This window comes from Bradyrhizobium sp. SZCCHNR3119 (assembly GCF_032487775.1).
Lineage (GTDB): Bacteria > Pseudomonadota > Alphaproteobacteria > Rhizobiales > Xanthobacteraceae > Bradyrhizobium.
In genome coordinates this window covers 5,083,950-5,109,293 of sequence record NZ_JAUEUV010000001.1, presented here as the reverse complement: position 1 = coordinate 5,109,293, position 25,344 = coordinate 5,083,950, and the positions used below count along the sequence as shown (strand labels likewise).

Sequence of the window (25,344 nt, the reverse complement as noted above, 5' to 3'; positions counted from 1 at the left end):
GTGGCAGCGAATGATTAAGGATCGAGCGAAAAGGCTAGGATCGCGTTAAATTGCCGCACCGTGAAATTACGTAGCCGACTCGAGGGCTGCGATTCTGGCGCTCCGATTCCGAAATTCACATCATCTCGCGGCTATCGCGTTTGCGAGCGTCGGAGCCGAAGAGCACTTGCAACAATCTGATTTCATAGGGCTCCGCGGTGTCGTGCGCGCGGACAAACCGGCCGAAACTTCAAATGCCTCGCACTAGCGACGCAAACAGGGAGCTGCGGCGGTACGCCGCGGCTCCCTGAAGCATTCGACGATGGTCCGTTGCCAGACTTAGGATTCTACGCCGCGCGCACCGAGGTCAGGAACTTGCTGACTTCCTGGCGGAGGCGATTGCTGTCGCCGGACAATGTCTGGGCGGCCGACAACACCTGGGACGATGCCGATCCGGTCTCGGTCGCGCCGCGCTGAACGTCGGTGATATTGGACGACACGTCTTGCGTGCCGCGCGCGGCCTGCTGCACGTTGCGCGAAATTTCCTGCGTGGCGGCGCCCTGCTCTTCGACTGCCGCGGCGATGGTCGAGGCGATCTCCGACAACTTCTCGATCGTCGACGAAATATCGCGGATCGCACTGACCGATTCCTGCGTGGCCGCCTGGATGCCGGAGATCTGCTGCCCGATCTCGCCGGTCGCCTTTGCGGTCTGCTCGGCGAGCGCCTTCACCTCGGTGGCGACGACGGCGAACCCACGACCGGCTTCACCGGCGCGCGCCGCCTCGATCGTGGCGTTCAGGGCCAGAAGATTGGTCTGGCCTGCGATGGTATTGATGAGCTCGACGACGTCGCCGATCCGTGTCGCCGCCCGCGACAGCTCGCTGACGCGGCCGGTCGTGCTGCGCGCCTGGTCGACCGCCTCGTTGGCGATCCGCGCCGATTCCTGCACCTGCCGGCTGATCTCATTGACCGACGAGGCCATCTCTTCGGTCGCGGTCGCGACCGACTGAACATTGGCGGATGCTTCTTCGGATGCCGAGGCCACGGTGGTGGCGAGCTGCTGGGACCGCGCAGCCGTGGAGGTCAAAGTGCCCGCGGAGGCTTCCAGCTGCGTGGACGCTGCGGAGACCGTGCTGACGATCTCGCCGATCATGGCCTCGAATTCGCGCGTGATGCTGTCGACCCTCCGGCCACGTTCGATCTTCGCCTCGGCGTCGCGCGCGGCCGCCTCGTCGGCAGCCTTCTTGGCAATCAGCGCTTCCTTGAAGATCTGCAGCGCATCCGCCATGGCGCCCATTTCGGTCTTCTGACCGCGATGCGGCACCTCGGCCGCAAGATCGCCCTGGCCCAAGGCCTGCATCGGGGTCACGATCGATGCGATTCCCCTGGAGACGTCCCGGACCAGGTACAGGCTGACCACGATGCCTGCAACCACCGCGATGGCGACGATGGCGACCAGCAGCATGAAGGACGAGGAATAGGTGTCGGCGGCGTCCGTCGAGGCCTTGTCCGCGCCGGCATCGTTGAGATCGATATCCTTCTTGAGGACTTCGTCGGCCTGCAATCCGATCTTGTTGACGGTCTGCTGATTGAGCTCATGCGCCTCGTGCGGGACCTTCCCGGCCTCCTTGCGCGACAGCGCCATCACCTGCTCGGTGCCCTTGCGGTACTCGTCCCAGAGCCGGGCCCACTCATTATAGATCGATCGCTCCTCCGGTGAGGAGATCAGCGGCTCATAGGTCAGCCGGCTTTTAGCGATCATGTCGTTGACGAGGGCGGCAGTCTTCTCCTGCGCAACCTTCTCGTCCAGAGTCTCGGCCAGCATATGCTCGCGGATCACGTTGCGGAAGGTGATCGCATTGGCGCGGAGCTCACCGAGCACCCGCACGCTCGGCAGCCAATTGGTGGTGATATCGACGGTGTTGGCGTTGATCGAGCGCATGTTCTTCAGCGAGAGCAGACCCATGCCGGTCATGGCAACGAGCAGGAACGCGACGACCGTGATGATCTTCGCGCGGATCGACATGGAGGCGAGCATGGTGCAGATCTCTTCTTGCAGCGGCGCAGCGCACTGCCGCTTCAGCGCGGACAGTTGCGAGAGTGAAAATTTCCTTCGAGTAAGACCGCACTGCAGCTTAAACCGAGTTAACGGGCCGCACCGTAGCAGTACGGAATGAAGAGAAGCGATCGACTCGATTCATTTCGGGCCGAGCAAGATGCCCGGGGCGAGCCCAGGCCCCGGGTGGCGTGTCTGACATTCGCATCACGAGATCTGCGCGCCGCTTAAGCGAATGTCAGGCACCAAGCCCGACTTGAATCCTGAACTTGTCAGCGCGCCAGGCTCCCTCGCGCGCCTGACAGGGACCTGTCGCAAATCCGCTCCTGCCGTCAGGTTCCCTTGACTAGCGTCAAAGTAGCGGAATTCGTTCATGCTACCTGGAAACAAGCGGCTGCGTTGCGCGCAGCGATCGAACCGGGGGTGCTGCAGAAGACTGCTGCACGGGATGGGCGCATGAAACTGGGTCGCATCATCATCGGCGTCCTGCTGCTGGCCGGCGGCCTCTACATCCTCATCGGCGAGCATTTCGCCGGAACTTCGGGAGACGCGACCGTCAATGCCCGGCTCTACGTCGTGCGCGCGCCGATTGAAGGCCGCGTGACGCTGGCGGTGACGAATATCGGCGCCCGGGTCAACACCGGGGAACTCATCGCCGAGATCGTCGATGACAGGTTCGATACCACACGCCTGCTCAATCTCGAACGCGAGCGTGACGAGCAGAAGATCGCGCTCAAGCGGATACCGGCACAACGTTCGGCGCTCGAGCAGTCGCGGGCCGCCTTCAAAACCCAGTCGACCGACTACAAGACGGGCCGCGTCCGCCAGATCGAAGCGCGCATCGCCGAGGCCAAGGCGGCGCAGGATGCCGCCGCCGCCCGGCTGAAGCTCGCGGACGCCACCTTCGCGCGCGCCAACGAACTGAAGGAGCGCGGGGTCCAGACGGTCGCCAATCTTGACCAGGCCAGTTCCTCGCTCGACGTCGCCAAGCAGGATGTGGAAAGCGCGAAGCAGCGCACCAATTATTTCGAGACAGAGCTCAGCTCCGCGCAGTCGGGGGTCTTCATCGGCGACTCCTACAACGACGTGCCGTTCTCGATGCAGCGCATCCGCGAGCTGGACCTGCGCCTCGCCGAACTGGCCGTGGACGAGCAGCAGATCCAAGCGCGCCTTGCCCAATACGAGCAGCAGATCGACGCCGAACATGTCCGGATCAACCGGCTGACATCGGCGACGCTGAAGGCCCGTGTGCCGGGCATGGCCTGGGACTTCCTCGTCGACGATGGCGAATATGCCCGTCGCGGCCAGGATCTCGTCAAGCTGGTCGACTGCAACAGTCTCGTGGTGACCGCGAGCGTTCCCGAAACACTCTATGACAGCCTGACGATCGGCGTGCCGGTGCAGTTCCGCCTGTTCGGCGACGACCGGATATTCGATGGGACGGTGACCCGTCTCGGAGGCTCGGGCGCGTCGCAACTCTACGCCAATCTCGCCGTCGGCCCGACGCCGCAGCACTTACAGCGGTTCGACGTCACCGTTGCGGTGCCCGATCTCGCCAAGCAGCCGGATCTGTCCTGCGCCATCGGGCGCACCGGCCGAGTGATCTTCACCAGCGGTCCAATCGCGGCATTCCGCCGCTTCGTCACACGGTACGGCTACTGATGCCGACGCTGTCGCCATTCCTGTCCGCGTTCGCAGGCGCTGCCATCATCGTCGGACTGCGCCTCCTGATGCTGCCCCTCCTCGACCCGAAGATATGGTACTGGCGGGCCCTGCTCCTGGGCGGCTCCATCCTGCTGGGCTGGCGTTACATCGCTTGGCGATTCACCGTCACGCTGGCGCCACTGGGGTGGACGACGAGTGCGGCGTTCAGCTGGGGCTTTGCCATCCTGGAGGCGCTGACGCTTCTGTCCTCGTCCGTGGCCTTCGTCATCCTTGCCCGTACGAAGGAGCGGACCACCGAGGCCGACCGCCATGCCGGCTGGTGGCTTCCGGGACCGCCGCCGCGGGTCGACATCTTCATTCCGACCTACGACGAACGAATCGAAGTCCTGGAGCGAACCATCGTCGGCGCCAAGGCGATCGATTATCCGTCGTTACGCGTGTTCATCCTCGACGACGGCAGTCGGCCCTGGCTGCGGGATCTCTGCACGGAGCACGGCATCGGCTATTTCGCCCGTAGCGACAAGTCGCATGCCAAGGCCGGCAACATCAACAATGCCTTGCGACTGCGGGCGCTGGATGCGGACCGGCCGGACTTCGTCGCCATTTTCGATGCCGACTTCGTGCCCCATGCCGACTTCATCGAACGGACGCTGGCGCTGTTTCATGAGCCGACCGTGGGCCTCGCGCAGACGCCTCAGCACTTCTTCAATTCGGACCCGATCCAGCACAATCTCGGCATCGGCACGGCCTATCCCGACGATCAGCGCCACTTCTTCGACAATGTCCAACCGTCGCGCGACGCCTGGGGCATCGCCGCCTGCAGCGGCACCTCATCGATGTTGCGGGCTCGCGCCGTCGAGGAGATTGGCGGCGTACCGACCGAGAGCGTCACCGAGGATTTCTTGCTGACGCTGCGGCTGTCCGAACATGGCTGGCGAACGGTCTACCTCAACGAGGCCCTGTCGGAAGGGCTCGCGGCCGAAGGCCTGCCGGAATATGTGACGCAGCGCAGCCGCTGGTGCCTCGGCATGATGCAGATCGTCCGCAACGTGTACAACCCGTTCGGACATAACAATCTCCGCCTGATCGACCGCTTGAGCGTCCTGGACTCGTTCCTCTACTGGAGCACAACCTTTTCATTCCGCCTCGCCGGCGTGATCTGTCCACTATTGTACTGGTGGACCGGCATCATGGTGGTCAATGCGAACGTCACCGACGTCATCAGCTACTATGTGCCGTATTATCTCGCGCTGATGGCGACCCTGAACTGGATCTCCAAGCGGCTGTTCGTGCCGATCCTTAACGATGTCACGCAGCTCGTGGTCGCATGGCCGATCTTCAGGGCCACCGTTCTCGGCCTCCTGACCAAAGGACCGCACAAGTTCTCGGTGACGGCCAAAGGCGGCGATCGGGCGAAGATCATCGTCCAGTGGCCCTTGATGCGTCCCTTCATAATGTTGCTCGCACTCTCGGTGGGCGGCCTGATCGTCTCGCTGACCTCCGACTTCGTCTTCAATACGGCGCCGACCGCCGGAGACGGCGTCGTCGTCGTGATGTTCTGGACGGTCTACAACATTCTGGTGCTGTCGGTGGCGATCGCCGTGTGCATCGACCGTCCGCGCTACAACCGGCCGCAACGCCAGATCGTCGAGCCGATCACCCTGACGGTCGGCGGCGAAGCACAACGCGGCTGGATCGTCAATCTGGGCCCCGGCGGCGCGCGCGTCAGCGGTCCGGTCGGCCTTGCGACGGGCGCCACCGGCACGCTCACGCTGCCGCTGATCGGCGACATCGAGACCAGGGTCGCGGCGCCGACCGACGATGGTTACCGGCTGATATTTGCGGTGACGCCACAACAGCGAGCCCAGATCATCGAGCGGCTGCACACGGCGAGCGGGGTGCCCGGCGCCGACAGTGGCGATCTCGGCCGCATGCTGCACGAGCTGGCGCGAGCCATGGCAGATTGAGGACATGGCAGATTGAGGAGAAGCCGATGACGAGGCGACGGTGGAGCTTGCAGACTGCGGTGTTCCTCGGCGGCGCGACGCTGATCGTCGTGACGGCGCTGGCCGCAGCCGTCCTCTATTCGGCGTCGCTGCAGCGACGCGGCGAGGAACTCGCGATCGAGCAACTGAGGACGCGTGGCGAGCTCAGCGCAAGCCTGCTGGCGCGGCAGATGTACAGCATGTGGATCGACGTGTCGCGCCTCGCCGCGATCATCGATCCCGCTGACATCCCGGAGGCGCGGCGGCAGATCCAGTTCGTGAGCCAGCTCGAGCAGCGCTATGCCTGGCTCGGCATTGCCGACCCCGGCGGCAAGGTGATCGCGAGCAAGGACGGAATGGCGGAAGGGCGAAGCGTCGCGGACCTGCGCTGGTTCAGGCAGGGGCTCGGAGCGCCGACGGCGGTGGATGATCACGAGTCCGAGGCGCTGGAACGGCTGTTGCAGACGGCATCGGGACCGTACCGCTTCATCGCCATGTCGGCTCCGTTGATGCATGACGGCGCCCCCGCCGGTGTCATCGGCGCCCAGATCGACTGGAAATGGGTCATCGAATCCGTCGCGGCGCTGGCGTCGCGCAACATCGATCTGGTGTTGCTGTCGCGCGACGGCATCGTGCTATTCGGCGCGCCGGATCTCGTCGGCAAGCCGCTGACGATCGGCTCGGCGCAAGCCGCAAGCCGCGGGGCTTCGGTCGCTCTCATCGAGCGATGGCCCGACGGCAAGGACTATTTCACCGTCACCATCCCCACTGTGGGGTACGCCGATCTGCCGAGCTTCGGCTGGTCCCTCCTGATCCGGCAGGACGCCGTTGCCGCGATGGCGCCGACGCGCGAGCTGGTGCGCTCGTTCTGGTTCAATGTTGCCGGTGGCGTGTTCTCGATCCTGGTCCTGCTCAATTTCGCCGCGCAATGGGTGGTGACGCCGCTGCGCCGTCTTGCCCACGCTGCGGAGGCCATGGTTAAAGATCCGTTTTCCGGCATGCTGGCTCGGGAAACCCGGTACGACGAGGCGACGCGGCTGCGCGACGCCCTGGTCAGGCTTCAGTCGAAGCTGATGGGGAAAGTGCGCAGCCCACCGGAAGACAGCGGAAGCGGCATATGAGCGGTGCCCGCGACAAAATCCGCGACGACGGTCACGACCGAATGCGCCTGACGCCGAAGGTCGCGGGCCTGGTCGCTCTCGCCTGCATCGCCATCATTGCCCTCAGCGGCTGGCGCGAGTGGACGGCGCGGCAATCCGAGCTGCGCAACGCCGAAACCGATATGGCGAACCTCGCCGTCTCGCTATCGCAGCACGCCGACGACACGTTCGAGCTCGCTGATACGGTGCTCAACATGCTCGTCAACCAACTCGAACTCCGCGGCACAAGCCCCACAGCGCTCGCCGAGCTCCAACGTTATCTCGATCGCCGGAAGAAGGACAACCGCATCGGCGGCGTCGTCGTCCTTGGCGAAGACGGCCGCTGGCTTGCCACCAGCGAAACCGTCGACCTCACCGGTCGCAACGACGCCGATCAGGTCTATTTCGAGCACCATCGTACCTCGACCGATCGCAGCTCCCTCATCGGCCCGCCGGTGAAAAGCGCCATCACTGGGCAATGGGTCATCACCGTGTCGCGACGCTTCAACCGCCCCGACGGCGCCTTCGGCGGCGTCGCCCTTGTCACGGTCGACGCGAACTACCTTGAAAATTTCTATAGTCAATTCAACGTGGGCAGGAACGGCTCCATATTCCTGATGAGCAGAAAGGGAGTCATTCTTGCCCGCGCCCCCGATGACGGCCACTACGTCGGCCGGAATCTCTCGAGCCTGGATCTGTTCAAGCAACTCGATGGGCGGCCGTCGTCCGGCACCTTTCACTTCACCTCGCCGCTCGATGGCCGCGAAAGGGTCAGCTTCTATCAGTTCGCCAAGCGTTACCCGGTCGTGGTGGTCGCCACCGAAGCGAAGGACGAGTTGCTCGCGTCCTGGCGTCATGCTGCGCTGATCCGGATGGGGACGGTGCTCCTGCTGACCTGCATGATCGCGGCCGCCGGCATCATCGTGGTCCGCCAGTTGCGTCAGCGCGAGGGCCTGGTGTTGGCACTCTCGGAAGGAGAAGCGGATTTCCGGCTCATCGCCGAACATTCGGGCGACCTGATTACGCGAATCGGCTTCGACGGAGAAATCCGCTACGCCTCCCCCTCCAGCCTGCAGGTGATCGGCTGGCGGCCGGAGCAGCTCGTGGGCACGTCGGCTCTCGCCGGCCTCAACAATGAAGATCTGCCCGGCATTCAGCGTACCGCCAACGCGCTGCAGGCGGGCGAAATCGAGGAAGCCCGGATCGTCTACCGCAATCGTCACCGCGAGAAAGGCGAGATCTGGATCGAAACCGCCCTGCGCGTCACCCGCAATCGACGCGGACAGATCGATGGCATGGTGGCAATCTCGCGCGATATCACCGAGTTCAAGACGGCGGCGGAGAAGCTGACGGCGCTAGCGCTGTCGGACGGCCTCACAGGACTTGCCAATCGTCGTCACTTCGACGCGCACCTGAAGGAAGAATGCGGACGGGCGCGGCGCGAGGGTGGGCCGTTGTCGCTGCTCCTGATCGATGTCGACCTGTTCAAGAAATACAACGACAATTACGGTCATCAGGCTGGCGACGACTGTCTGCGAGCGGTAGCCCGTGTGCTCGCCGAACAGGCTCAGCGCCCGGCCGACGTGGCCGCGCGCTACGGTGGCGAGGAGTTCGCGCTGCTGCTGCCGGGCACCGACGCCAACGGCTGCATTCAGGTCGGAGAGCGAATCCGCGCGGCCGTCGGCGCGCTCGGCATTCCGCACGATCTCAACCCGCCGTCGCGGACGGTCACGCTGAGCCTCGGCGGCACCACGATGATCCCGATCGGCGAAATGGATCCCAACCGCCTCGTCGATGCAGCCGACAAGGCGCTCTATGCCGCCAAGATGGCCGGCCGCGACCGATTGATGATGTCGGCACAAGTCGTGCCTCTGCCCAATGTCGCACGGGCATGATCAACAATAGCGGCACTGCGGCCGGCGCTGCTGACAGGGTCGCGTCAGACCCGCGCCATCAGGCCGCGCGAACCGAACCCAGGAACTTGCCGACCTCGACCCGCAGCCGCTGACTGTCTGCGGACAGGGCTTTGGCGGCCGCGAGCACCTCGGTCGAGGCCGAGCCGGTCTCTGTGGCGCCGCGCTCGACGTCGGTGATGTTGGACGAGACCTGCTGAGTGCCGTGGGCCGCCTGCTGCACGTTGCGCGAAATCTCCTGGGTCGCTGCGCCCTGCTCCTCGACAGCGGCCGCAATCGTCGACGAAATCTCCGCCAGCTTCTCGATCGTGGAGGAGATATCGCGGATCGCACTCACGGATTCCTGGGTCGCGGCCTGAATACCCGAAATCTGCTGGCCGATCTCGCCGGTCGCCTTCGCGGTCTGCTCGGCCAATGCCTTCACTTCGGACGCCACCACCGCAAAGCCGCGGCCGGCATCACCGGCGCGCGCCGCTTCGATCGTGGCGTTCAGCGCCAGGAGGTTGGTCTGACCCGCGATGGTGTTGATCAGTTCGACGACGTCGCCGATGCGGGTCGCCGCCTTCGAGAGTTCGCTGACCCGGACGGTGGTGGTGCGGGCCTGGCCGACCGCCTCGCCGGCGATGCGCGCGGATTCCTGCACCTGCCGGCTGATCTCGGTGACCGAGGAGGCCATCTGTTCGGTCGCAGATGCCACCGACTGGACGTTGGTGGTCGCCTCCTCCGAGGCCGCCGAGACCGCGGTCGCCAGCTGCTTCGAGCGATCGGCCGTCGAGGTCAAGGTGCCGGCCGAGCTCTCGAGCTGCGTCGAGGCCGAGGAGACCGTGTTGACGATTTCGCCGATCATCGCCTCGAAATTGCGCGTGATGTCGTCGACACGGCGGCCGCGGGCGATCTTGGCTTCGGCATCGTGCGCGTTGGCCTCATCCGCGGCCTTCTTGGCGATCAGGGCCTCCTTGAACAGCTGCAAGGCATCGGCCATCGTGCCGATCTCGGTCTTCTCGCCCCGGTGCGGCACTTCCGCCGAGAGGTCACCGTCGCTGAGCGACTGCATCGGCTTCACGATCGAGGCGATTCCGCTCGAGACGTCGCGAACCAGATAGGCGCTGAGCGCGACGCCGGCGATCAAGGTGAGAAGCAGGATGGCCGTCATCATGGTGAGGACCGATGAATAGCTCTGCGCGGCATCGTTATTGGCCTTGTCCGCAAGCCTGTTGTTGAGTTCGATGCCGTTCTTCAGAACCTCCTCGGCTGCCATCAGAAGCTTGGAGGCCTTCCTGGTGTTCAGATCGTTGGCCTCGCGCGCAAACTTGCCGGCGTCCCTCTGCGAAAGCGCAAGCACGTCCTTGACGTCCTGCTTGTATTGTGTCCAGGCCTTCGACCACTCGTCGTAGTTGGCCCGTTCTTCCGGCGATGCGATCAAGCGCTGGTAAGCTTCGATGGCGCGCTCTGTCGCCTGCGCATTCGACGCCAGGGTGGTCTCGATCCTCAGCTTGTCTTCCATGGTCTCGGCAAGCAGATGCGCACGGACGACATTGCGATTCTGGATGAACCCCTGCCGTATCTCGCCCAGCAGGCGCACGCTTGGGAGGCGGATAGTCGCGATCTCGACCGTGTTGGCGTTGATCGCGCGCACGTTGACGACCGCCAATAGTCCGGTGCCGGTGACGGCAAGCAGCAGGAAGGCGACGACCGAGATGATCTTCGCGCGGATTGAATATTGGGCAAGCATGGCTGTCGTCTCTTTACTTTCGGGCGCGGCGCGCGCGGGCAGCAGAATGCGGACGCCGGCGGGCTTACGCGGGCCGAAGGTCCAGGGAACGCCCTGATGCAAGCCTTGAAGGGTGAATCGAGAACCGTTCCGTAATTTCACGGAACGAAAAAATGATTGAGATCGCATTAAGGTACGGCCGTACCGTCGGTACAGCCGCCATGTGATCACGCCGGAGTGAACGACGTTGCGATATCGCGGCAAGCCGCGTGATGCTCCGTGACCATTCGTCGTTTCGAACGGCGTGAGCTAGGCCGCGCGAACCGAACCCAGAAACTTGCCGACCTCGACCCGCAGCCGCTGGCTGTCTGCGGACAGGGCTTTGGCGGCCGCCAGCACCTCGGTCGAAGCCGAGCCGGTCTCTGTGGCGCCGCGCTCGACATCGGTGATGTTGGACGAGACCTGCTGGGTGCCGTGCGCCGCCTGCTGCACATTGCGCGAGATTTCCTGGGTCGCCGCGCCCTGCTCCTCCACAGCGGCGGCGATCGTCGACGAAATTTCCGCCAGCTTCTCGATCGTGGAGGAGATGTCGCGGATCGCGCCCACGGACTCCTGCGTCGCGGCCTGGATACCCGCGATCTGCTGGCCGATCTCGCCGGTCGCCTTCGCGGTCTGCTCGGCCAATGCCTTCACTTCGGACGCCACCACCGCAAAGCCGCGGCCGGCATCACCGGCGCGCGCCGCTTCGATCGTGGCGTTCAGCGCCAGGAGGTTGGTCTGACCCGCGATGGTGTTGATCAGTTCGACGACGTCGCCGATGCGGGTCGCCGCCTTCGAGAGTTCGCTGACCCGGACGGTGGTGGTGCGGGCCTGGCCGACCGCCTCGCCGGCGATGCGCGCGGATTCCTGCACCTGCCGGCTGATCTCGGTGACCGAGGAGGCCATCTGTTCGGTCGCAGATGCCACCGACTGGACGTTGGTGGTCGCCTCCTCCGAGGCCGCCGAGACCGCGGTCGCCAGCTGCTTCGAGCGATCGGCCGTCGCGGTCAAAGTGCCGGCCGAGCTCTCGAGCTGCGCCGACGCCGACGACACCGTGTTGACGATCTCGCCGATCGCCTCCTCGAACTGATAAGCGAGCCGCTGCATGTCGGCCTTGCGATGACGGGCCGTCATGGCATCCTGCTCGCTCTTGGCCTCCGCCTCGGCATTAGCCTTCCGTTCCGCGTTGGCCTGGATCACGGTCACGGTCTTCGCGAGGTCGCCAATCTCGTCGCCGCGGCCGGCGCCGGGAATGCGGATGTCGAGCCTGCCTTGCGCCATCTCGGCCAGCGCTGCATTCAATCGCATCAGCGGCCGGGCAATGCCGAGGAAGGAGAATACGACCGATGCCACCACGGAGAGAAGAACCGCCACGCCCGCGATTAGCGTGAGTTCGCCGGCCTGCGCCGCCACTTCGTCGGCGTGCCGTCTGGCACTTGCCTGCTGCGCGTGCGCATCGCTGATCGATGCATCCATTAATTCGCCGGCCTCGCCGAGATATTTGAGCGTCCGATCGCGCAGCAGCACCTCCTTGAGACTCTCGATCTTGACCACCTCATCGTTGGCGGCCGTAAAATCGGATGCGATGCCGTTCAGCCGGTTGATCGCGGCTTGCAACGCGCGATCGTCGGCAAGCATGCGCGCATCGGTCAGCGCGCTTTTCAAGAACGGCATGGCCCGCTTGAGCAGCGTGGTCGCGTTAGCATCGCCGGTCATGCCGAATTGCCAGGCCATCGCGCGCATATAGTTCAGCTTGGCATCCGCGGCATGAAGCTGCCGCTCAACGCGCTCGCGGAAAGCAAGGTTCGGCAACGCCGGCGATGTGAGCACGGCCTGAAGACTCTTGGTCCATTCGTCGGATACTGCGCTGCGCTTGTCGATCTCCCGCAGCAGGGACTTCTGCGCTTGCGCCAGCTCGACCGCACCGGAGGAATAGTTCGTCATCAGTTCCCTGAGCCGGTTGAGCCGCGCGCGATCTTCGGCGCTCGTCACGTTGGCCAGGGCTCCATCAATATCCCTGGTCATCGCAGTGGAGAACTGCTGAATATCGGCCGCTGCCTTCTCGGCCTCGACCGGCACCCGTGCCAACCGCGCCGTACGACCGGCAAGCTGGCTCTGCTGCATGTCGATGCTCGCCGCCATCACGCTTTCGACGACGCGCTGCGAACGCTCGGTCTGCTCGTTTGCCGCGTTGACCGCATGCTCTGCGATCATCTGATTTGCGATCATGCCGATCGCGAGAGTCGCGCCGATGGCGCCGGCGAGTCCGAGTTTGTAGCCAATCCGATTCAGTTTCATTGCCCCACCTACAGATGGACGCATCAGCGGCGTCCAGCTCCAGGGTATAAGGATAAGGTCCATAGAGACCGTTAATCTACGGGATGACCGTGCATCGCTAAGCACGAGCGCACGTCGAACTGTGGCCCGACCCAAGCCAGAGAGCGGCGCGAGACCCAGCACTCCGGCTCATCAGATGTGCATCTGATGAAAACTCATTCAGACCGTTCGGACTAACAGGTGGCGGCTCACCTCCCGCCGCAACCGCGCCAAGCATTTTTGCATGGATAAAATTGGCGACACCAGGCTCAGCGCATCAACCCAAGCGCGTCCAAGAAGAATTGGGGACCGCCAAAATTGCCGGATTTGAGCGCCAGCAGCATTTCGGCAGATCGCGCGCCGACAGTGCGCAACACCGGCACGCCGGGTGCGATTTCGGGTCCGACCAGGAAGGCCGGAATCTTGAGCCGATCGACCACCGCCCCCGACGTCTCGCCTCCCGCGACGACGAGCCGTCGCACGCCTGCCTGCACCAGCCCCTCGGCGATCTCAGCCATCGTCTGCTCGATCGCGTGTCCGGCGACCTCACGGCCATGGCGTGCCTGCACGGCGGCCACCTGTTCAGGCGCGGCGCTCGCAGCGATCAGCACCGGATCGTCCGCAAGACATTCGATCGCCCAGGCCAGCGCGCGGCGTGCCTCGTCCTTGCCCGCGAGGATCTGCTCGGGATCGAGGTGGAGCACCGGCATGATCTTTTCAGCCTGAGCGATCTGCGCCAGCGTCGCCTGCGAGCAGCTGCCGGCCAGGCATGCCGCCGGGCCTCCGACCGGAGCGTCGTTCGCGGCATCGGCAGCCGCAGCTTTGACACCGCCGGATTCGACCAGCGCCCGCGCGAGCCCAAGCCCGATGCCCGAAGCACCGACCGATACGCGATGGCGCACCGCCACCGTCCCGATCGTGGTGAGATCGGCATCGAACGCTGCATCAATGATGGCAGCGCCGATACCTTGGCCGGCGAGGTCTGCCAGGCGGGCACGCACCGCCTCGGGGCCGCGAACAACAGTGGCGAGATCGACCAGGCCGATCTTGGCACGGCTCTGGCGCGACAACACCCGCACCAAGTTGGCATCGTGCATCGGATTGAGGGGATGATCCTTCAACGGGCTCTCGTTCAGCGGCACGTGGCCCACGAACAGATGCCCCTGATAGACGGTGCGACCGGTCTCGGGAAAGGCCGGCGTCACCAGCACGATCGTTTCGCCGGCATCGTCGCGCAGCGCGTCCATCACCGGACCAATATTGCCGGCGTCGGTGGAATCGAAGGTCGAGCAGATCTTGAACAGTACGTGATCGGCACCGCGGCCGCGCAGCCATGTCTCCGCCTCGCGCGAGCGGGCCACCGCCAGCGGTGCCGCGATCGATCGGCTCTTCAGGGACACGACGACGGCGTCGACGTCCGGCAGCGCAAGGTCCTCGGCCGGCACGCCGATGGTCTGCACGGTGCGAAGCCCTGCGCGCGTCAGCGTGTTGGCGAGATCGGAGGCTCCGGTATAGTCGTCGGCGATGCAGCCAAGCTTGATGGTCATGGCTTCACTCTCCTATATGGCGCGAACCATCCCAGGCCCTCTTCCGTCTTGCCGCGCGGATTGTATTCGCAGCCGACAAAGCCGGCATAGCCGAGCCGGTCGAGCTCGGCGAACAGGAAGGGGTAGTTCAGCTCCTCGCCGTCGGGCTCGTGGCGCGAGGGGATGCTGGCGATCTGGATGTGGCCGATGATGTCGATCATCTCGCGCAACCGCATCGTCACGTCGCCATGGATGATCTGGCAATGATAGATGTCGAACTGCAGCTTCAGGTTCGGGATCTTCAGCTCCCGGATCAGGTCGCGCGCAAAAGTAAAGTCGTTGAGGAAGTAGCCGGGGACGTTGCGGGCGTTGATCGGCTCGATCACGACGTCGAGGCCGTGAGGCGCCAAGAACTCCGCGGCCCATGTCACCGATTTTATGAAGGCCTCGACCGCCTTGGCGTCACTGCGCTCGGCGATGCCGGCCATCAGATGCACGCGCTTCACGCCGGTCGCCTCCGCGTAAGGCAACGCCGTCGCGAGGCTCGCCTTGAGATCATCGAAGCGCTCCGGCAGCGCCGCAAAGCCCTTCTCGCCGGCGTCCCAATCCCCAGGCGGCAGGTTGAACAGCGCCTGGGTCAGGCCGTTGTCATGCAACCGCTTGCCGACCTCCTCGGCCGGATAGGCATAGGGAAACAGGAATTCCACCGCGGTGAAGCCGGCCTTCGCGGCCGCCGCGAAGCGGTCGAGAAACGGATGCTCGGTGAACATCATGGTGAGATTGGCGGCAAAACGGGGCATGCTGAGAACTCGTCGTGACGTCGTTACTTGGATGAGCCCGGCAGCGTCGTGCCGGTCACCTGCGCATACATCCGAGCCACCGAGGCATCATCGTCGCGGCCCATGCCGGCCGCTGCCGTCATCAGGAACATCTGCAACGCGGCCGATGCGACCGGCACCGGGAAGCGCGTCGATCGCGCCATGTCCTGGATGATGCCGAGATCCTTCACGAAGATCTCGACCGCGCTGCGCGGCGCATAGTCGCCGTCGAGCACGTGCGGCATCCGATTCTCGAACATCCAGGAATTGCCCGCTGAGGCCGTGATCACTTCATAGACCTTCCTGATGTCGAGACCCTGCTTGGCGGCGAACGCGATGGCCTCGCACGCAGCGGCGATATGGACGCCGGCGAGCAGCTGGTTGATCATCTTGAACGCAGCACCCTGCCCTGCCGCCTCGCCCAATTCGTAGAGCTTGGCCGCCATCGCATCCAGCGCCGGCCGGGCCTTGGCAAAGGCCGCGGCGCTGCCGGAGGCGAGGATCGTCAATTCGCCTTGCGCGGCGCGCTGCGCGCCACCGGAGATCGGCGCATCGAGATAATGCCGGCCCGTCGCCTCCAGCTGCTTGGCGAGCCGACGCGCGACGTCGGGGTCCATGGTCGCCGAGGAGATGAACACGGACTCCTTGGGAAGCGTCTCGGCCACGCCGCCGGCGCCGAACAGGATCGCCTCGGTCTGCGCGGCATTGACGACGACGCTGACGACGATGTCGGCACTTTCAGCCGCTTCGGCCGGCGTCTTGGCTCCCTTCCCGCCCTCCGCCACGAAGCGCGCAACCGCATCCGCGGAGACGTCGCAACCGGTCACCGCAAAACCGCTGCGCCGCAGCGAAGTGGCCATGCCAAAGCCCATCGAGCCGAGCCCGATCACGGCGACTTTCGTTTGAGATGGCGATGACATACGGCAAATCCTCAAGGCGTTTCCTGATCTCAGCCGGTTGGCCCGGCTCCCCCTTTCGGTAGCATGGCTTGGCCACGCTGCCAAAGCATGAGAGAACATCGCCAGAATCCGACGGGCCCTCGGAGCGAAGCCGCATGCCCCCTACATTTCTGATTTTTTTGTGGGTACTGATCGGGTTGCCCTCAATGATCGCCGGCAGCGTGTTGACCATCGTCGCGATCTATGGACGACGCCTTTGGCGCCTACGTCGCCGTCGGTTGGCTTCAAGGGCAAAAAGCAAAGGTCCATTGATCGTCTAGATAACAGCGAGGACTCCACGCCATGGCAGAAACGAGATTACGCGAAGCCATCTGCCGGTTCGGCCGCTCGCTGTTCGAGCGTGGGCTGACCCCGGGTTCGTCCGGCAATATCAGCGTCAGGCTCGACGATGGCGGCTGGCTGGTGACGCCGACCAATGCCTCGCTCGGTTTCCTCGATCCGGCCCGGCTGTCGCGGCTCGATGCCGGTGGCAAGCTCGTCTCCGGCGATGCGCCGACCAAGGAGGTGCCGCTGCACACCGCGCTGTACCAAAGCCGGAGCACGGCCCGTGCCGTTGTGCATCTGCACTCCACCCATTCCGTGGCGCTCTCGATGCTGCCCGAGATCGACCCGCGGGCCGCCCTGCCGCCGCTGACTCCTTATTATCTGATGCGCTGCGGCCAGACCGCGCTCGTGCCCTATCACCGGCCGGGCGATCCGGCGGTGGCCGACGCAATCAAAGGCCTGGCCGGACGCTATTCCTCGGTGCTGCTCGCCAATCATGGCCCCGTCGTATCCGGCGACACGCTGGAAGCGGCCGTGTTCGCTATGGAGGAGCTGGAGGAGACGGCCAAGCTCTATCTCCTGCTGCGCGGGATGAATCCCCGCTATCTCTCGCCGCAGCAGATCGCCGACCTCGTCAAGACCTTCGGGCTGACGCTGCCTGAGCCGCACGTTCACACGTGAGACGTCAGCCTGAGATGTAAGCCTTTGGCTCGCGGCACGGCAAAGCCGAGGCTGCTGGCGTTCCCGGCTGATACATTGCATGCAGCCCCTTGAGCCTGTGCCTCAAATGAGGAAAACTGCCCAGAATTAAGGCAGCGATCATGTGGAGCGAAGCTCTCGTTGGGCACTGAGGCGGGGCCTGCTCAGCACCAGCACCAGTGTTGCTCCCGGTGGCGCTCACGGCTCCTCGACTTGCGCGTGCGCCGTCTTGCGCCTGCGCGCCCCTATCGCTGGATACGATCGAGCTGAGTGCAAATACGGAGCGCGCCAGCGCGTCCACCCCGGCAGCTGGCATATCCGTTGCAGATGTCTGGCGGTTGGAACGCGGCGCCGACCGGAGCTCAAGCCGCGCTTCCAGCCTTACGAGAGGGATGGAATTCGGATGGCGGCAGGCGCGAGCTTGGAACTGGTGCAGGTCACGAAAATGTACGGCCACGTCACCGCCGTCGACGCGATCGATCTGAAGATTCCTGCCGGCTCCTATTGCTGCCTGCTCGGCCCCTCCGGCTGCGGCAAGACCTCGACCCTGCGGATGATCGCGGGGCACGAATCGGTGTCCTCCGGCGACATCATAGTCGGCGCGAAGAACGTCACCGATCTGCCGCCGGCCGGGCGCGGCACCGCGATGATGTTCCAGTCCTATGCGCTGTTCCCGCATCTCTCCGTGATCGACAACGTCGCCTTTGCCTTGAAGATGAAGGGCGTCGCAAAAGCGGAGCGCCATGCCGAAGCCCGCAAGCTGCTCGAGCTCGTCGACATGCAGGCCTATGAGGCGCGGCTGCCGGCGCAGCTCTCCGGCGGCCAGCAGCAGCGCGTCGCGCTGGCCCGCGCGCTGATCACCTCGCCGCAGATCCTGCTGCTGGACGAGCCGCTGTCGGCGCTCGACCCGTTCCTGCGACTGCGCATGCGCGCCGAGCTGAAGCGGTTGCAGCGCGAGCTGGGGCTGACTTTCATTCACGTGACCCACGGGCAGGACGAGGCGATGGCGCTGTCCGACCTCGTGGTGCTGATGAATGCCGGCCGCATCGAGCAGCAGGGCAGCCCGCGTGAGATCTTCAACCACCCGCGCACCGAATTCGCCGCGAAATTCATCGGCGGCCATAACGTCATCACCCTCGGCGATGCGAGCTACGCGGTGCGCGTCGACCGCATTCTCCTGAAGAAGCCGGGACAGGCGATCGACGGGCCGCAGGTCTCGGGCACGATCAGCAAGATCGAATATCAGGGCACTTATGTGCTCGTCGCCATAGCCGCGGCCGATGGCGGCCGCGAGATCTCCGCTCAGCTCACCGACGATCAGTTCGACGCCACGAGCTACAGCATCGGCGAGCAAGTGATCGCGACCTGGAATCCAGCGCTCGCCGATCCGCTGACCTCGCCGCGCAGCCCGGCAGCCGCCACATCGCCTGAACTTGTCGCTTGATATCCTCCATGGAGACCACCATGACCGATCGTTCGAAGAAGACCACCATCAGCCGGCGACGCCTGCTCAAGGGAGCCGCCGGTATCGCTGGCCTCGCCGCGGGTTCGGGCGCCATCACCGGCTTTCCCTATGTCAAGTCAGCCGATGCGAAAGTGCTGCGCTACCTCGGCACGGCCGTGAACGAAGGCGACGAGATCTCGAAGAAGTGCCTCGCCGATACCGGCATCAAGATCGAATACATCACCGCGACCACCGACGACGTGACCAAGCGCGTCATCACCCAGCCGAACTCGTTCGACGTGCTTGACACCGAGTATTTCTCGCTGAAAAAGCTGGTGCCCTCGGGCAACATCTTTCCGCTCGACGCCAAGAAGATCAAGGAATTCGACAACATCACGCCGGTGTTCACCAAGGGTGAGCTGCCGAACGGCAAGAAGATCGGCGGCCAGGGCACCGCGCCATGGAAGGTGCTCTACCTCGACGGAGCGAACTCGAAGACCTTCTCGGCCACGCCGACCGAGTACATCACGCTGATCCCGACCGTGTACAATGCCGACACGCTCGGCATCCGCCCCGACCTGATCAAGCGCCCGATCGACTCCTGGGCGGAGCTGCTCAACCCCGAATTCAAGGGCAAGGCTTCGATCCTCAACATCCCCTCGATCGGCATCATGGACGCCGCGATGGTGGTCGAAGCGACCGGCCAATACAAATATGCCGACAAGGGCAACATGACCAAGGCCGAGATCGACCTCACCATGAAAGTGCTGACCGAAGCCAAGAAGGCCGGCCAGTTCCGCGCCTTCTGGAAGGACTTCAACGAGTCCGTCAACCTGATGGCCTCAGGCGAGACCGTGATCCAGTCGATGTGGTCGCCCGCCGTGACCAAGGTGCGGTCGATGGGCATCCCCTGCATCTTCCAGCCGCTCAAGGAAGGCTATCGCTCCTGGGCCTCGGGCTTCTGCGTTTCCAAGGCCGTGGCCGGCGGACCCAAGCTCGACTGGGCCTATGAGTTCGTCAACTGGTATCTCTCCGGCTGGGCCGGCGCCTATCTCAACCGCCAGGGCTACTATTCCGCCGTGCTCTCCACCGCCAAGGCCAACATGACCGAAGACGAATGGGGCTATTGGATGGAAGGCAAGCCGGCGAAGAACGACATCAAGGCGCCGGACGGCACCCTGCTCGAGAAGGCCGGCGCGGTGCGTGACGGTGGCTCCTACGACGATCGCATGGGGGCGGTGGCCTGCTGGAACGCCGTGATGGACGAGAACGACTACATGGTCCGCAAGTGGAACGAGTTCATCGCGGCCTGATGATCACCTGATTGCGTGTCGCGCCGGATGGCGCGGCACGCACCTTCCATAGACTTCTCCAAAGATCGTTGTCATGACGCAGGATACCGGCACCGCCGATCTGACCTCGCAGCTCGCGCCGATGGCCGCGTCCGGTTCGGACCAGGCAACATCCGGCAGCGGACTGCGCAAAGCTGCGATGCGGTCCATCGCCTGGCTGCAGGCCGGGCCGATGATGCTGGTGTTTGCGCTGTTCTTCCTTTTGCCGCTCATTCTCGTCATCATCGTCAGCGCCTGGGACTACAACGAATATGAGATGATCCCGGCGTTCAGCCTGCGCGGCTACACCGATACGTTCGAAGGCTGCATCTCGGGCTTGCCCGAACTCTGCACCATCCTGAAAACCTATCTGAAGACGTTGAAGCTTTGCCTGCTCACCTGGAGCCTCACGCTCTTCATCGGCTTCTGGGTGGCCTACTTCCTCGCATTTCACGTCCGCAGCAAGACCTGGCAGATCGTGCTGTCGCTGCTCTGCACGATTCCGTTCTGGACATCGAACGTGATCCGCATGATCGCCTGGATCCCCCTGCTCGGCCGCAACGGTCTCGTCAACCAGGGCCTGATCGGCACCGGCCTGATCGGCCAACCGATCGAATGGCTGCTGTTCTCCGAATTCTCGGTCGTGTTGGCGCTGGTGCACCTCTTCACCTTCTTCATGGTGGTACCGATCTTCAACTCGATGGTCCGCATCGACAAGCGGCTGATCGAGGCCGCCTATGACGCCGGCGCGAGCGGCTGGCAGACCCTGGTGAACATCGTCATTCCCTTATCGAAGCCGGGCATCGTGATCGGCTCGATCTTCGTGATCACGATCGTGATGGGCGACTTCGTCACGGTCGGCGTGATGGGCGGCCAGCAGATCGCATCGGCCGGCAAGATCATCGAATCGCGTCTCTCCGCGCTGCAGTTTCCAGCCGCGGCGGCGAACGCGGTCATCCTGCTCGGCGTCACCATCCTGATCATCTCCGCGCTGACGCGGATCGTCGACGTGCGCAAGGAGCTGTAAATGGGAGACAGACGTCCACGCTCCTTCTACATCCTCGCCGCATTCTTCGCGGCCTATGTGCTGTTCCTGTACGGCCCGATGATCGCGATCTACATCCTGTCCTTCCAGGGGCCGGATGGCGGCCTCACCTTCCCGATGAACGGCGTATCGCTCGTCTGGTTCGGCAAGGTGTTTTCCGGCGCCGGAATCGTCGATATCGGCGCCGCGTTCAAACGCTCGCTCGCGCTCGGCCTGGTCGTGATGGTGATCACGGTGGTGCTCTCGGTGGCCGCCGGTATGGCGTTCCGCAAGCCGTTCCGCGGATCGTCGATCCTGTTCTACACCGCGATCGCCAGCCTGATCATGCCCTCGATCATCACCTCGCTCGGCATCGCCTTGGAATTCCGCCTGCTCGACGATTTCATCAACAAACACGGCGCCGATGTCGGGCTCGGATGGCTCGCCGACGGCTGGACCACCGGCATGGGCCTGTTCACCTCAGGCCTCGGCGCGCATCTGACCTGGACGTTGCCATTCGGCCTGCTGATCATGTTCGCGATCTTCAACCGCTTCGACGGCCGTCTCGAGGAAGCCGCGCGCGACCTCGGCGCCACGCCGTGGCAGACGTTTCGCTACGTGGTGCTGCCGATCATCCTGCCATCGGTGGTCGGCATCGGCCTGTTCGGCTTCACGCTGTCCTGGGACGAGCTGGCCCGCTCCAGCCAGGCGATCGGCTCGGTCAACACCCTGCCGCTGGAATTGCAGGGCCTGACCACGACGGTGACCAAGCCGGACATCTACGCGCTCGGAACATTGACGTCAGCGGTGTCGTTCCTGGTGATCTTCGCCGCACTCGCCGTCATCCTGGTGCTGCAGGCGCGCCAGCGCCGCCACGGCTCCGACGCCGGCAAGGGCACGTTGTAGGGCTGCCCGCGCCAATAGCTTCCGTCATTGCGAGTAGGCTCTTCGTCATTGCGAGGAGCGAAGAACCGTAGGGTGGGCAAAGCGAAGCGTGCCCACCTTGCGCTTTAACGCTCGCAGCCGGTGGGCACGGCGCTCCGCGCCTTTGCCCACCCTACAAATCTTCGTCGCCTGCGGCTCCTCGCAAATGACGATGGAGAGTGCCTACAGCCCCAGATACGCCTTGCGGACATCGGCATTCACAGCGATCTCGCTGGCCTTGCCGTTCATCAGGACGCGGCCGGTCTGCAGGATGTAGGCGCGGTCGGCGATCTCCAGGCACTCGGCCATGCGCTGCTCGACGATGAGCACGGTCATGCCGGCGTCGCGGATGCGCTTGACCGACTGGAAGATCTCGTCCACCAGCTTCGGCATGATGCCCTGGGACGGCTCGTCCAGCATCAACAGCCGCGGCCGCGTCATCAGCGCCCGACCGATCGCAAGCATCTGCTGCTCGCCGCCCGAGAGCGTCTCGGCGCGCTGCTCCAGCCGCTCCGACAGCCGCGGGAACAGCTTGAACACGAACTCAAGCGGCTCCTCGCGGTTGCTCTCGCTCCGATAGAGATAGCTGCCGAGCCGCAAATTGTCGCGCACCGACAGGCGCGGAAACAGCCGCCGGTTCTCCGGCACGTAGGCGATGCCGCGCGCGGTAATCAGATGCTGCGCAAGGCCGTCGATCCGGCTGCCATCGAAAGTGATGCTACCAGCGCGCGGCCGCTCGGCGCCGGCGATGGATTTCAACAGCGTCGACTTGCCCGCGCCATTGGCGCCGGCGACGCAGACGATCTCGCCCTTCTCGACATCGATCGAGACATTCGAGATCGCGACCAGGCCCTGATAGGCCGTGGTGACGTCACGCACCGACAGCATGGCGGTCCCCAAGATAGGCAGTGATGACTTTCGGATCGCGGACCACGTCGGTGGGCTTGCCTTCGAGCAGCACCTTGCCGAGATCCAGCACGATGGCGCGATCGACCAGCGGCATCACGATCTCCATGACGTGTTCGACCATCAGCACGGTGACGCCGGTGTCGCGCACCCGGCGCACCAGCTCGACACCTTTCTGCGACTCGACCGGCGTAAGACCGGTGAGCACCTCGTCCAGCAGCAACAGCTTCGGCTCGGTCGCCAGCGCACGCGCCACCTCCAGACGTCGCTTCTCCGACGGCACGAGATCGCTCGCCAGCACATCAGCCCGGGCGTCGAGCCCGCAGAACGCCAGCACCTCATGCGCCTTGCGGCGCGCTTCGCGCATCACGGTGGTGCGCACCAAGGCGCCGACGATGACGTTCTCGATCACCGTCATGCTCTCGAAACTCTTAACCACCTGGAAGGTGCGGCCAATGCCGCGCTGGCACCTTTCCGCAGCAGGCAGCGCCGTGACATCCTCGCCGTCGAAGACGATGGTGCCTTCGGTCGGGCGGAACGCGCCAGCGATCAGGTTGAACAGCGTCGACTTGCCGGCGCCGTTCGGACCGATCAGGCCGACGATTTCGCCCCGCTGCACCGAGATCGAGACATTGCTGTTGGCGGTCAATCCCGAAAAGCGCTGGGTGATGTTGCGGGTTTCCAGCAGAATCGTCATGGCGTCACCGCCTCTCGGACGGCCCCTGCGGCCGGCTTTGGCTTGCGCGTGAACAGGCTGACCAGGCCTTGCGGCCGCGCCAACGAGATCACGACGATCAGCGCACCATAGACGATGAGGTCGACGCCGCGTCCGGAGCCGCCGATATAGGAGCGAGTCAACTCGGTCAGCGGAATCAGGATCACGGCGCCCAGCGCCGGGCCCCACAGCGTGCCGATGCCGCCGAGCACCGCGGGAAGCGCCATGAGCAGCGAGAACTGGAAGCCCATCACGCTTTCAGGATCGATGTAGGACACGAACAAGGCGTAGAAGCTGCCGCCGATCGCCACCAGGAACGCCGAGACGGCCGCCGCGCCCACCTTGGAATCGAACACGACCACGCCGAGGCTCTCGGCGGCGTCCGGATTGTCCTTCACCGCGCGCCACCAATAGCCCCATTTGGAATCCTCCAGCCACCAGGTCACGAACCAGGCGACGCAGGCCAGCGCCAGCGCAAAATAGAAGTAAGGCAGCTTTGAGCGGGCGAACTGGAACGTCAGCCAGCTGTCGCGCTTCATCGGAAGCGTGATGCCGAGCGCGGCCCCTGCCCAGTCCCAATTCTGGATCAGGAGCAGCGCGATCTCGGCGATGACGATAGTGGCGATGACGAAGTAGTGCCCGCGCAGCCGGAAGCAGGGATAGCCGAGCGCCATCGCGACCCCCGAGGAAATGGCCCCGCCCGCGAGCATGCCGAACCAGGGCAGCACGCCGAACTTGGTATAAAGGAGCGCCGTCGTGTAGGCGCCGAGCCCGAAATAGAGCGCATGTCCCAGCGAGATCTGGCCGCAATAGCCCGACAGGATGTTCCAGCTCTGCGAGAGCGCCGCGTACAGCAGGGTCAAGACCATGATGTTCTGATAATAGACATCCTTGACGAACAGCGGCACCAGCGCAGCAAGCCCTGCGAGGCAGGCAGCGATGATCAGGTCGCGGCGGCGGCGTTGAGCGAAAGCCTTGTCCATCAGATCGACCCGAACAGGCCGCGCGGCCGGATGAAGACGACAAACAGGTAGACGGCATAGATGCCGACCGTTTTCAGCGAAGCCGGCAAGATCAGCGTTGTGACCGCCTCGACCAGGCCGACGATGATGCCGCCGGCGAAAGCGCCGAACACGCTGCCGAAGCCGCCGAGCGCCACGGTGACATAGGCGATGGTCGCAAACGATGCGCCGACATCCGGGAAGACGTAGAAGAAGATCGCCATCACCGCGCCGGCGAGCCCGACCAGCGCAGCACCAAGGCCCCAACCCAGCGCAAACACCTTGTTCTTGTCGATGCCGACCAGCGCCACCGCGCCCGCATCCTCGCGGGTCGCTTCCAGCGCCCGGCCGAAATCGGTGCGATGGATGAAGAAATAGAGCCCGGCAAAGGCCGCGATCGCGATCAGCGCCCCGACCAGCTGCGGCTCGGGCAGATAGATGCCGGCGATCGAGATCGTCTTACCGCCAAGCCAGGAATGGGTGATGCTGCGATAGTCGGGCGTGAAGAAATACTGCGCCAGCCCGCGCATCAGCACGGCGAGACCGAAGGTGGAAAAGATCTGCACCATGCCGGTATTGGCCTTGGCTCTGACCGCAAATCTCACGACCAGCAAGTAAACCACTGCCCCGAAGATGAAGAGCGCGGCGGCGACCAGCGGCGCCGCCAACAGGGGATCGAGCGCGAAGAAGGCGAACAGGAAGAAGGTCGCATACATCGCGATCATCAGGAATTCGCCATGGGCGAAATTCACCACGTCCATCAGCCCGAAGATGAGGGCAAGCCCCACGGCGATCAGGCCGTAGAGCAGACCCATCAGCAGGCCCGACGCGAGACTTTGAATGATGGTCTCGGCTGTCACAGCAAGTCACTCCATTCCCGTCATTGCGAGCGAAGCGAAGCAATCCAGTTTTCGCAAAATGCTCCGGAT

At 64.3% G+C, this 25,344-nt stretch carries 19 protein-coding genes; 9 read left to right on the top strand and 10 right to left on the bottom strand.

What is annotated here, in order from left to right:
• Positions 1-326: 326 nt before the first annotated feature.
• A complete protein-coding gene (locus QX034_RS23495; protein ID WP_315729080.1) occupies positions 327-2,018 on the bottom strand; it encodes a methyl-accepting chemotaxis protein in 1,692 nt (563 codons plus the stop codon).
• A 474-nt stretch (positions 2,019-2,492) separates the two neighbouring features.
• On the opposite strand from QX034_RS23495, the gene QX034_RS23490 reads away from it, so the two are divergent.
• The 4 genes from QX034_RS23490 to QX034_RS23475 are packed head-to-tail and all read left to right on the top strand — an operon-like array spanning position 2,493 to position 8,720.
• The gene (locus tag QX034_RS23490; RefSeq protein WP_315706256.1) at positions 2,493-3,698 is read left to right on the top strand and encodes an HlyD family secretion protein; all 1,206 of its coding nucleotides are present in this window, start codon (positions 2,493-2,495) and stop codon (positions 3,696-3,698) included.
• The gene (locus QX034_RS23485) at positions 3,698-5,668 is read left to right on the top strand and encodes a glycosyltransferase (protein WP_315706257.1); all 1,971 of its coding nucleotides are present in this window, start codon (positions 3,698-3,700) and stop codon (positions 5,666-5,668) included. The genes QX034_RS23490 and QX034_RS23485 overlap by 1 nt, the downstream gene beginning before the upstream one ends.
• 26 nt (positions 5,669-5,694) lie before the next feature.
• Positions 5,695-6,807, top strand: coding sequence for a hypothetical protein (locus QX034_RS23480; RefSeq protein ID WP_315706258.1), 1,113 nt, complete (start codon positions 5,695-5,697; stop codon positions 6,805-6,807).
• Positions 6,804-8,720, top strand: coding sequence for a diguanylate cyclase domain-containing protein (locus tag QX034_RS23475; protein ID WP_315706259.1), 1,917 nt, complete (start codon positions 6,804-6,806; stop codon positions 8,718-8,720). Before QX034_RS23480 ends, QX034_RS23475 begins: the two co-directional genes overlap by 4 nt.
• 58 nt (positions 8,721-8,778) lie before the next feature.
• Here QX034_RS23475 and QX034_RS23470 read toward each other — a convergent pair whose 3' ends face one another.
• The 5 genes from QX034_RS23470 to ltnD form a co-directional block, all read right to left on the bottom strand.
• Positions 8,779-10,470, bottom strand: a complete 1,692-nt coding sequence (locus tag QX034_RS23470) for a methyl-accepting chemotaxis protein (protein WP_315706260.1) — start codon at positions 10,468-10,470, stop codon at positions 8,779-8,781.
• A gap of 288 nt (positions 10,471-10,758) precedes the next feature.
• Positions 10,759-12,786, bottom strand: a complete 2,028-nt coding sequence (locus QX034_RS23465) for a HAMP domain-containing methyl-accepting chemotaxis protein (RefSeq protein WP_316195850.1) — start codon at positions 12,784-12,786, stop codon at positions 10,759-10,761.
• Positions 12,787-13,073: 287 nt separating this feature from the next.
• Positions 13,074-14,351 (bottom strand): 3-oxo-tetronate kinase, encoded by a 1,278-nt coding sequence (otnK, locus tag QX034_RS23460; RefSeq protein WP_316195849.1) that lies wholly within the window; start codon positions 14,349-14,351, stop codon positions 13,074-13,076.
• Entirely contained in the window at positions 14,348-15,130 is a 783-nt protein-coding gene (gene otnI, locus QX034_RS23455) for a 2-oxo-tetronate isomerase (RefSeq protein WP_316167982.1), read from the bottom strand. Before otnI ends, otnK begins: the two co-directional genes overlap by 4 nt.
• Before the next feature lie 23 nt (positions 15,131-15,153).
• Positions 15,154-16,167, bottom strand: a complete 1,014-nt coding sequence (gene ltnD / locus QX034_RS23450; RefSeq protein WP_315706264.1) for an L-threonate dehydrogenase — start codon at positions 16,165-16,167, stop codon at positions 15,154-15,156.
• Positions 16,168-16,389: 222 nt separating this feature from the next.
• On the opposite strand from ltnD, the gene QX034_RS23445 reads away from it, so the two are divergent.
• From QX034_RS23445 to QX034_RS23425, 5 genes are all read left to right on the top strand, one after another.
• Complete coding sequence (locus QX034_RS23445) at positions 16,390-17,052, top strand: aldolase (RefSeq protein WP_316167980.1); 663 nt, start codon at positions 16,390-16,392, stop codon at positions 17,050-17,052.
• A 421-nt stretch (positions 17,053-17,473) separates the two neighbouring features.
• Positions 17,474-18,514, top strand: a complete 1,041-nt coding sequence (locus tag QX034_RS23440; protein WP_315706266.1) for an ABC transporter ATP-binding protein — start codon at positions 17,474-17,476, stop codon at positions 18,512-18,514.
• A 20-nt stretch (positions 18,515-18,534) separates the two neighbouring features.
• Positions 18,535-19,827 (top strand): PotD/PotF family extracellular solute-binding protein, encoded by a 1,293-nt coding sequence (locus QX034_RS23435; RefSeq protein ID WP_315706267.1) that lies wholly within the window; start codon positions 18,535-18,537, stop codon positions 19,825-19,827.
• Between the two features lie 121 nt (positions 19,828-19,948).
• Positions 19,949-20,872: an ABC transporter permease gene (locus QX034_RS23430; protein ID WP_315706355.1), complete on the top strand. Its 924-nt coding sequence runs from the start codon at positions 19,949-19,951 to the stop codon at positions 20,870-20,872.
• Complete coding sequence (locus QX034_RS23425) at positions 20,873-21,775, top strand: ABC transporter permease (RefSeq protein ID WP_315706268.1); 903 nt, start codon at positions 20,873-20,875, stop codon at positions 21,773-21,775.
• A gap of 201 nt (positions 21,776-21,976) precedes the next feature.
• Here QX034_RS23425 and QX034_RS23420 read toward each other — a convergent pair whose 3' ends face one another.
• Genes QX034_RS23420 through QX034_RS23405 form a run of 4 tightly spaced genes read right to left on the bottom strand, consistent with a single transcriptional unit; the run spans position 21,977 to position 25,275 of the window.
• The gene (locus QX034_RS23420; RefSeq protein ID WP_315751103.1) at positions 21,977-22,681 is read right to left on the bottom strand and encodes an ABC transporter ATP-binding protein; all 705 of its coding nucleotides are present in this window, start codon (positions 22,679-22,681) and stop codon (positions 21,977-21,979) included.
• On the bottom strand, positions 22,665-23,396 hold the full coding sequence (locus tag QX034_RS23415) for an ABC transporter ATP-binding protein (RefSeq protein ID WP_315729748.1): 732 nt from the start codon (positions 23,394-23,396) through the stop codon (positions 22,665-22,667). The genes QX034_RS23420 and QX034_RS23415 overlap by 17 nt, the downstream gene beginning before the upstream one ends.
• Positions 23,393-24,397, bottom strand: coding sequence for a branched-chain amino acid ABC transporter permease (locus tag QX034_RS23410; RefSeq protein WP_315706271.1), 1,005 nt, complete (start codon positions 24,395-24,397; stop codon positions 23,393-23,395). The genes QX034_RS23415 and QX034_RS23410 overlap by 4 nt, the downstream gene beginning before the upstream one ends.
• The gene (locus QX034_RS23405; RefSeq protein ID WP_315706272.1) at positions 24,397-25,275 is read right to left on the bottom strand and encodes a branched-chain amino acid ABC transporter permease; all 879 of its coding nucleotides are present in this window, start codon (positions 25,273-25,275) and stop codon (positions 24,397-24,399) included. Before QX034_RS23405 ends, QX034_RS23410 begins: the two co-directional genes overlap by 1 nt.
• Positions 25,276-25,344: the final 69 nt, after the last annotated feature.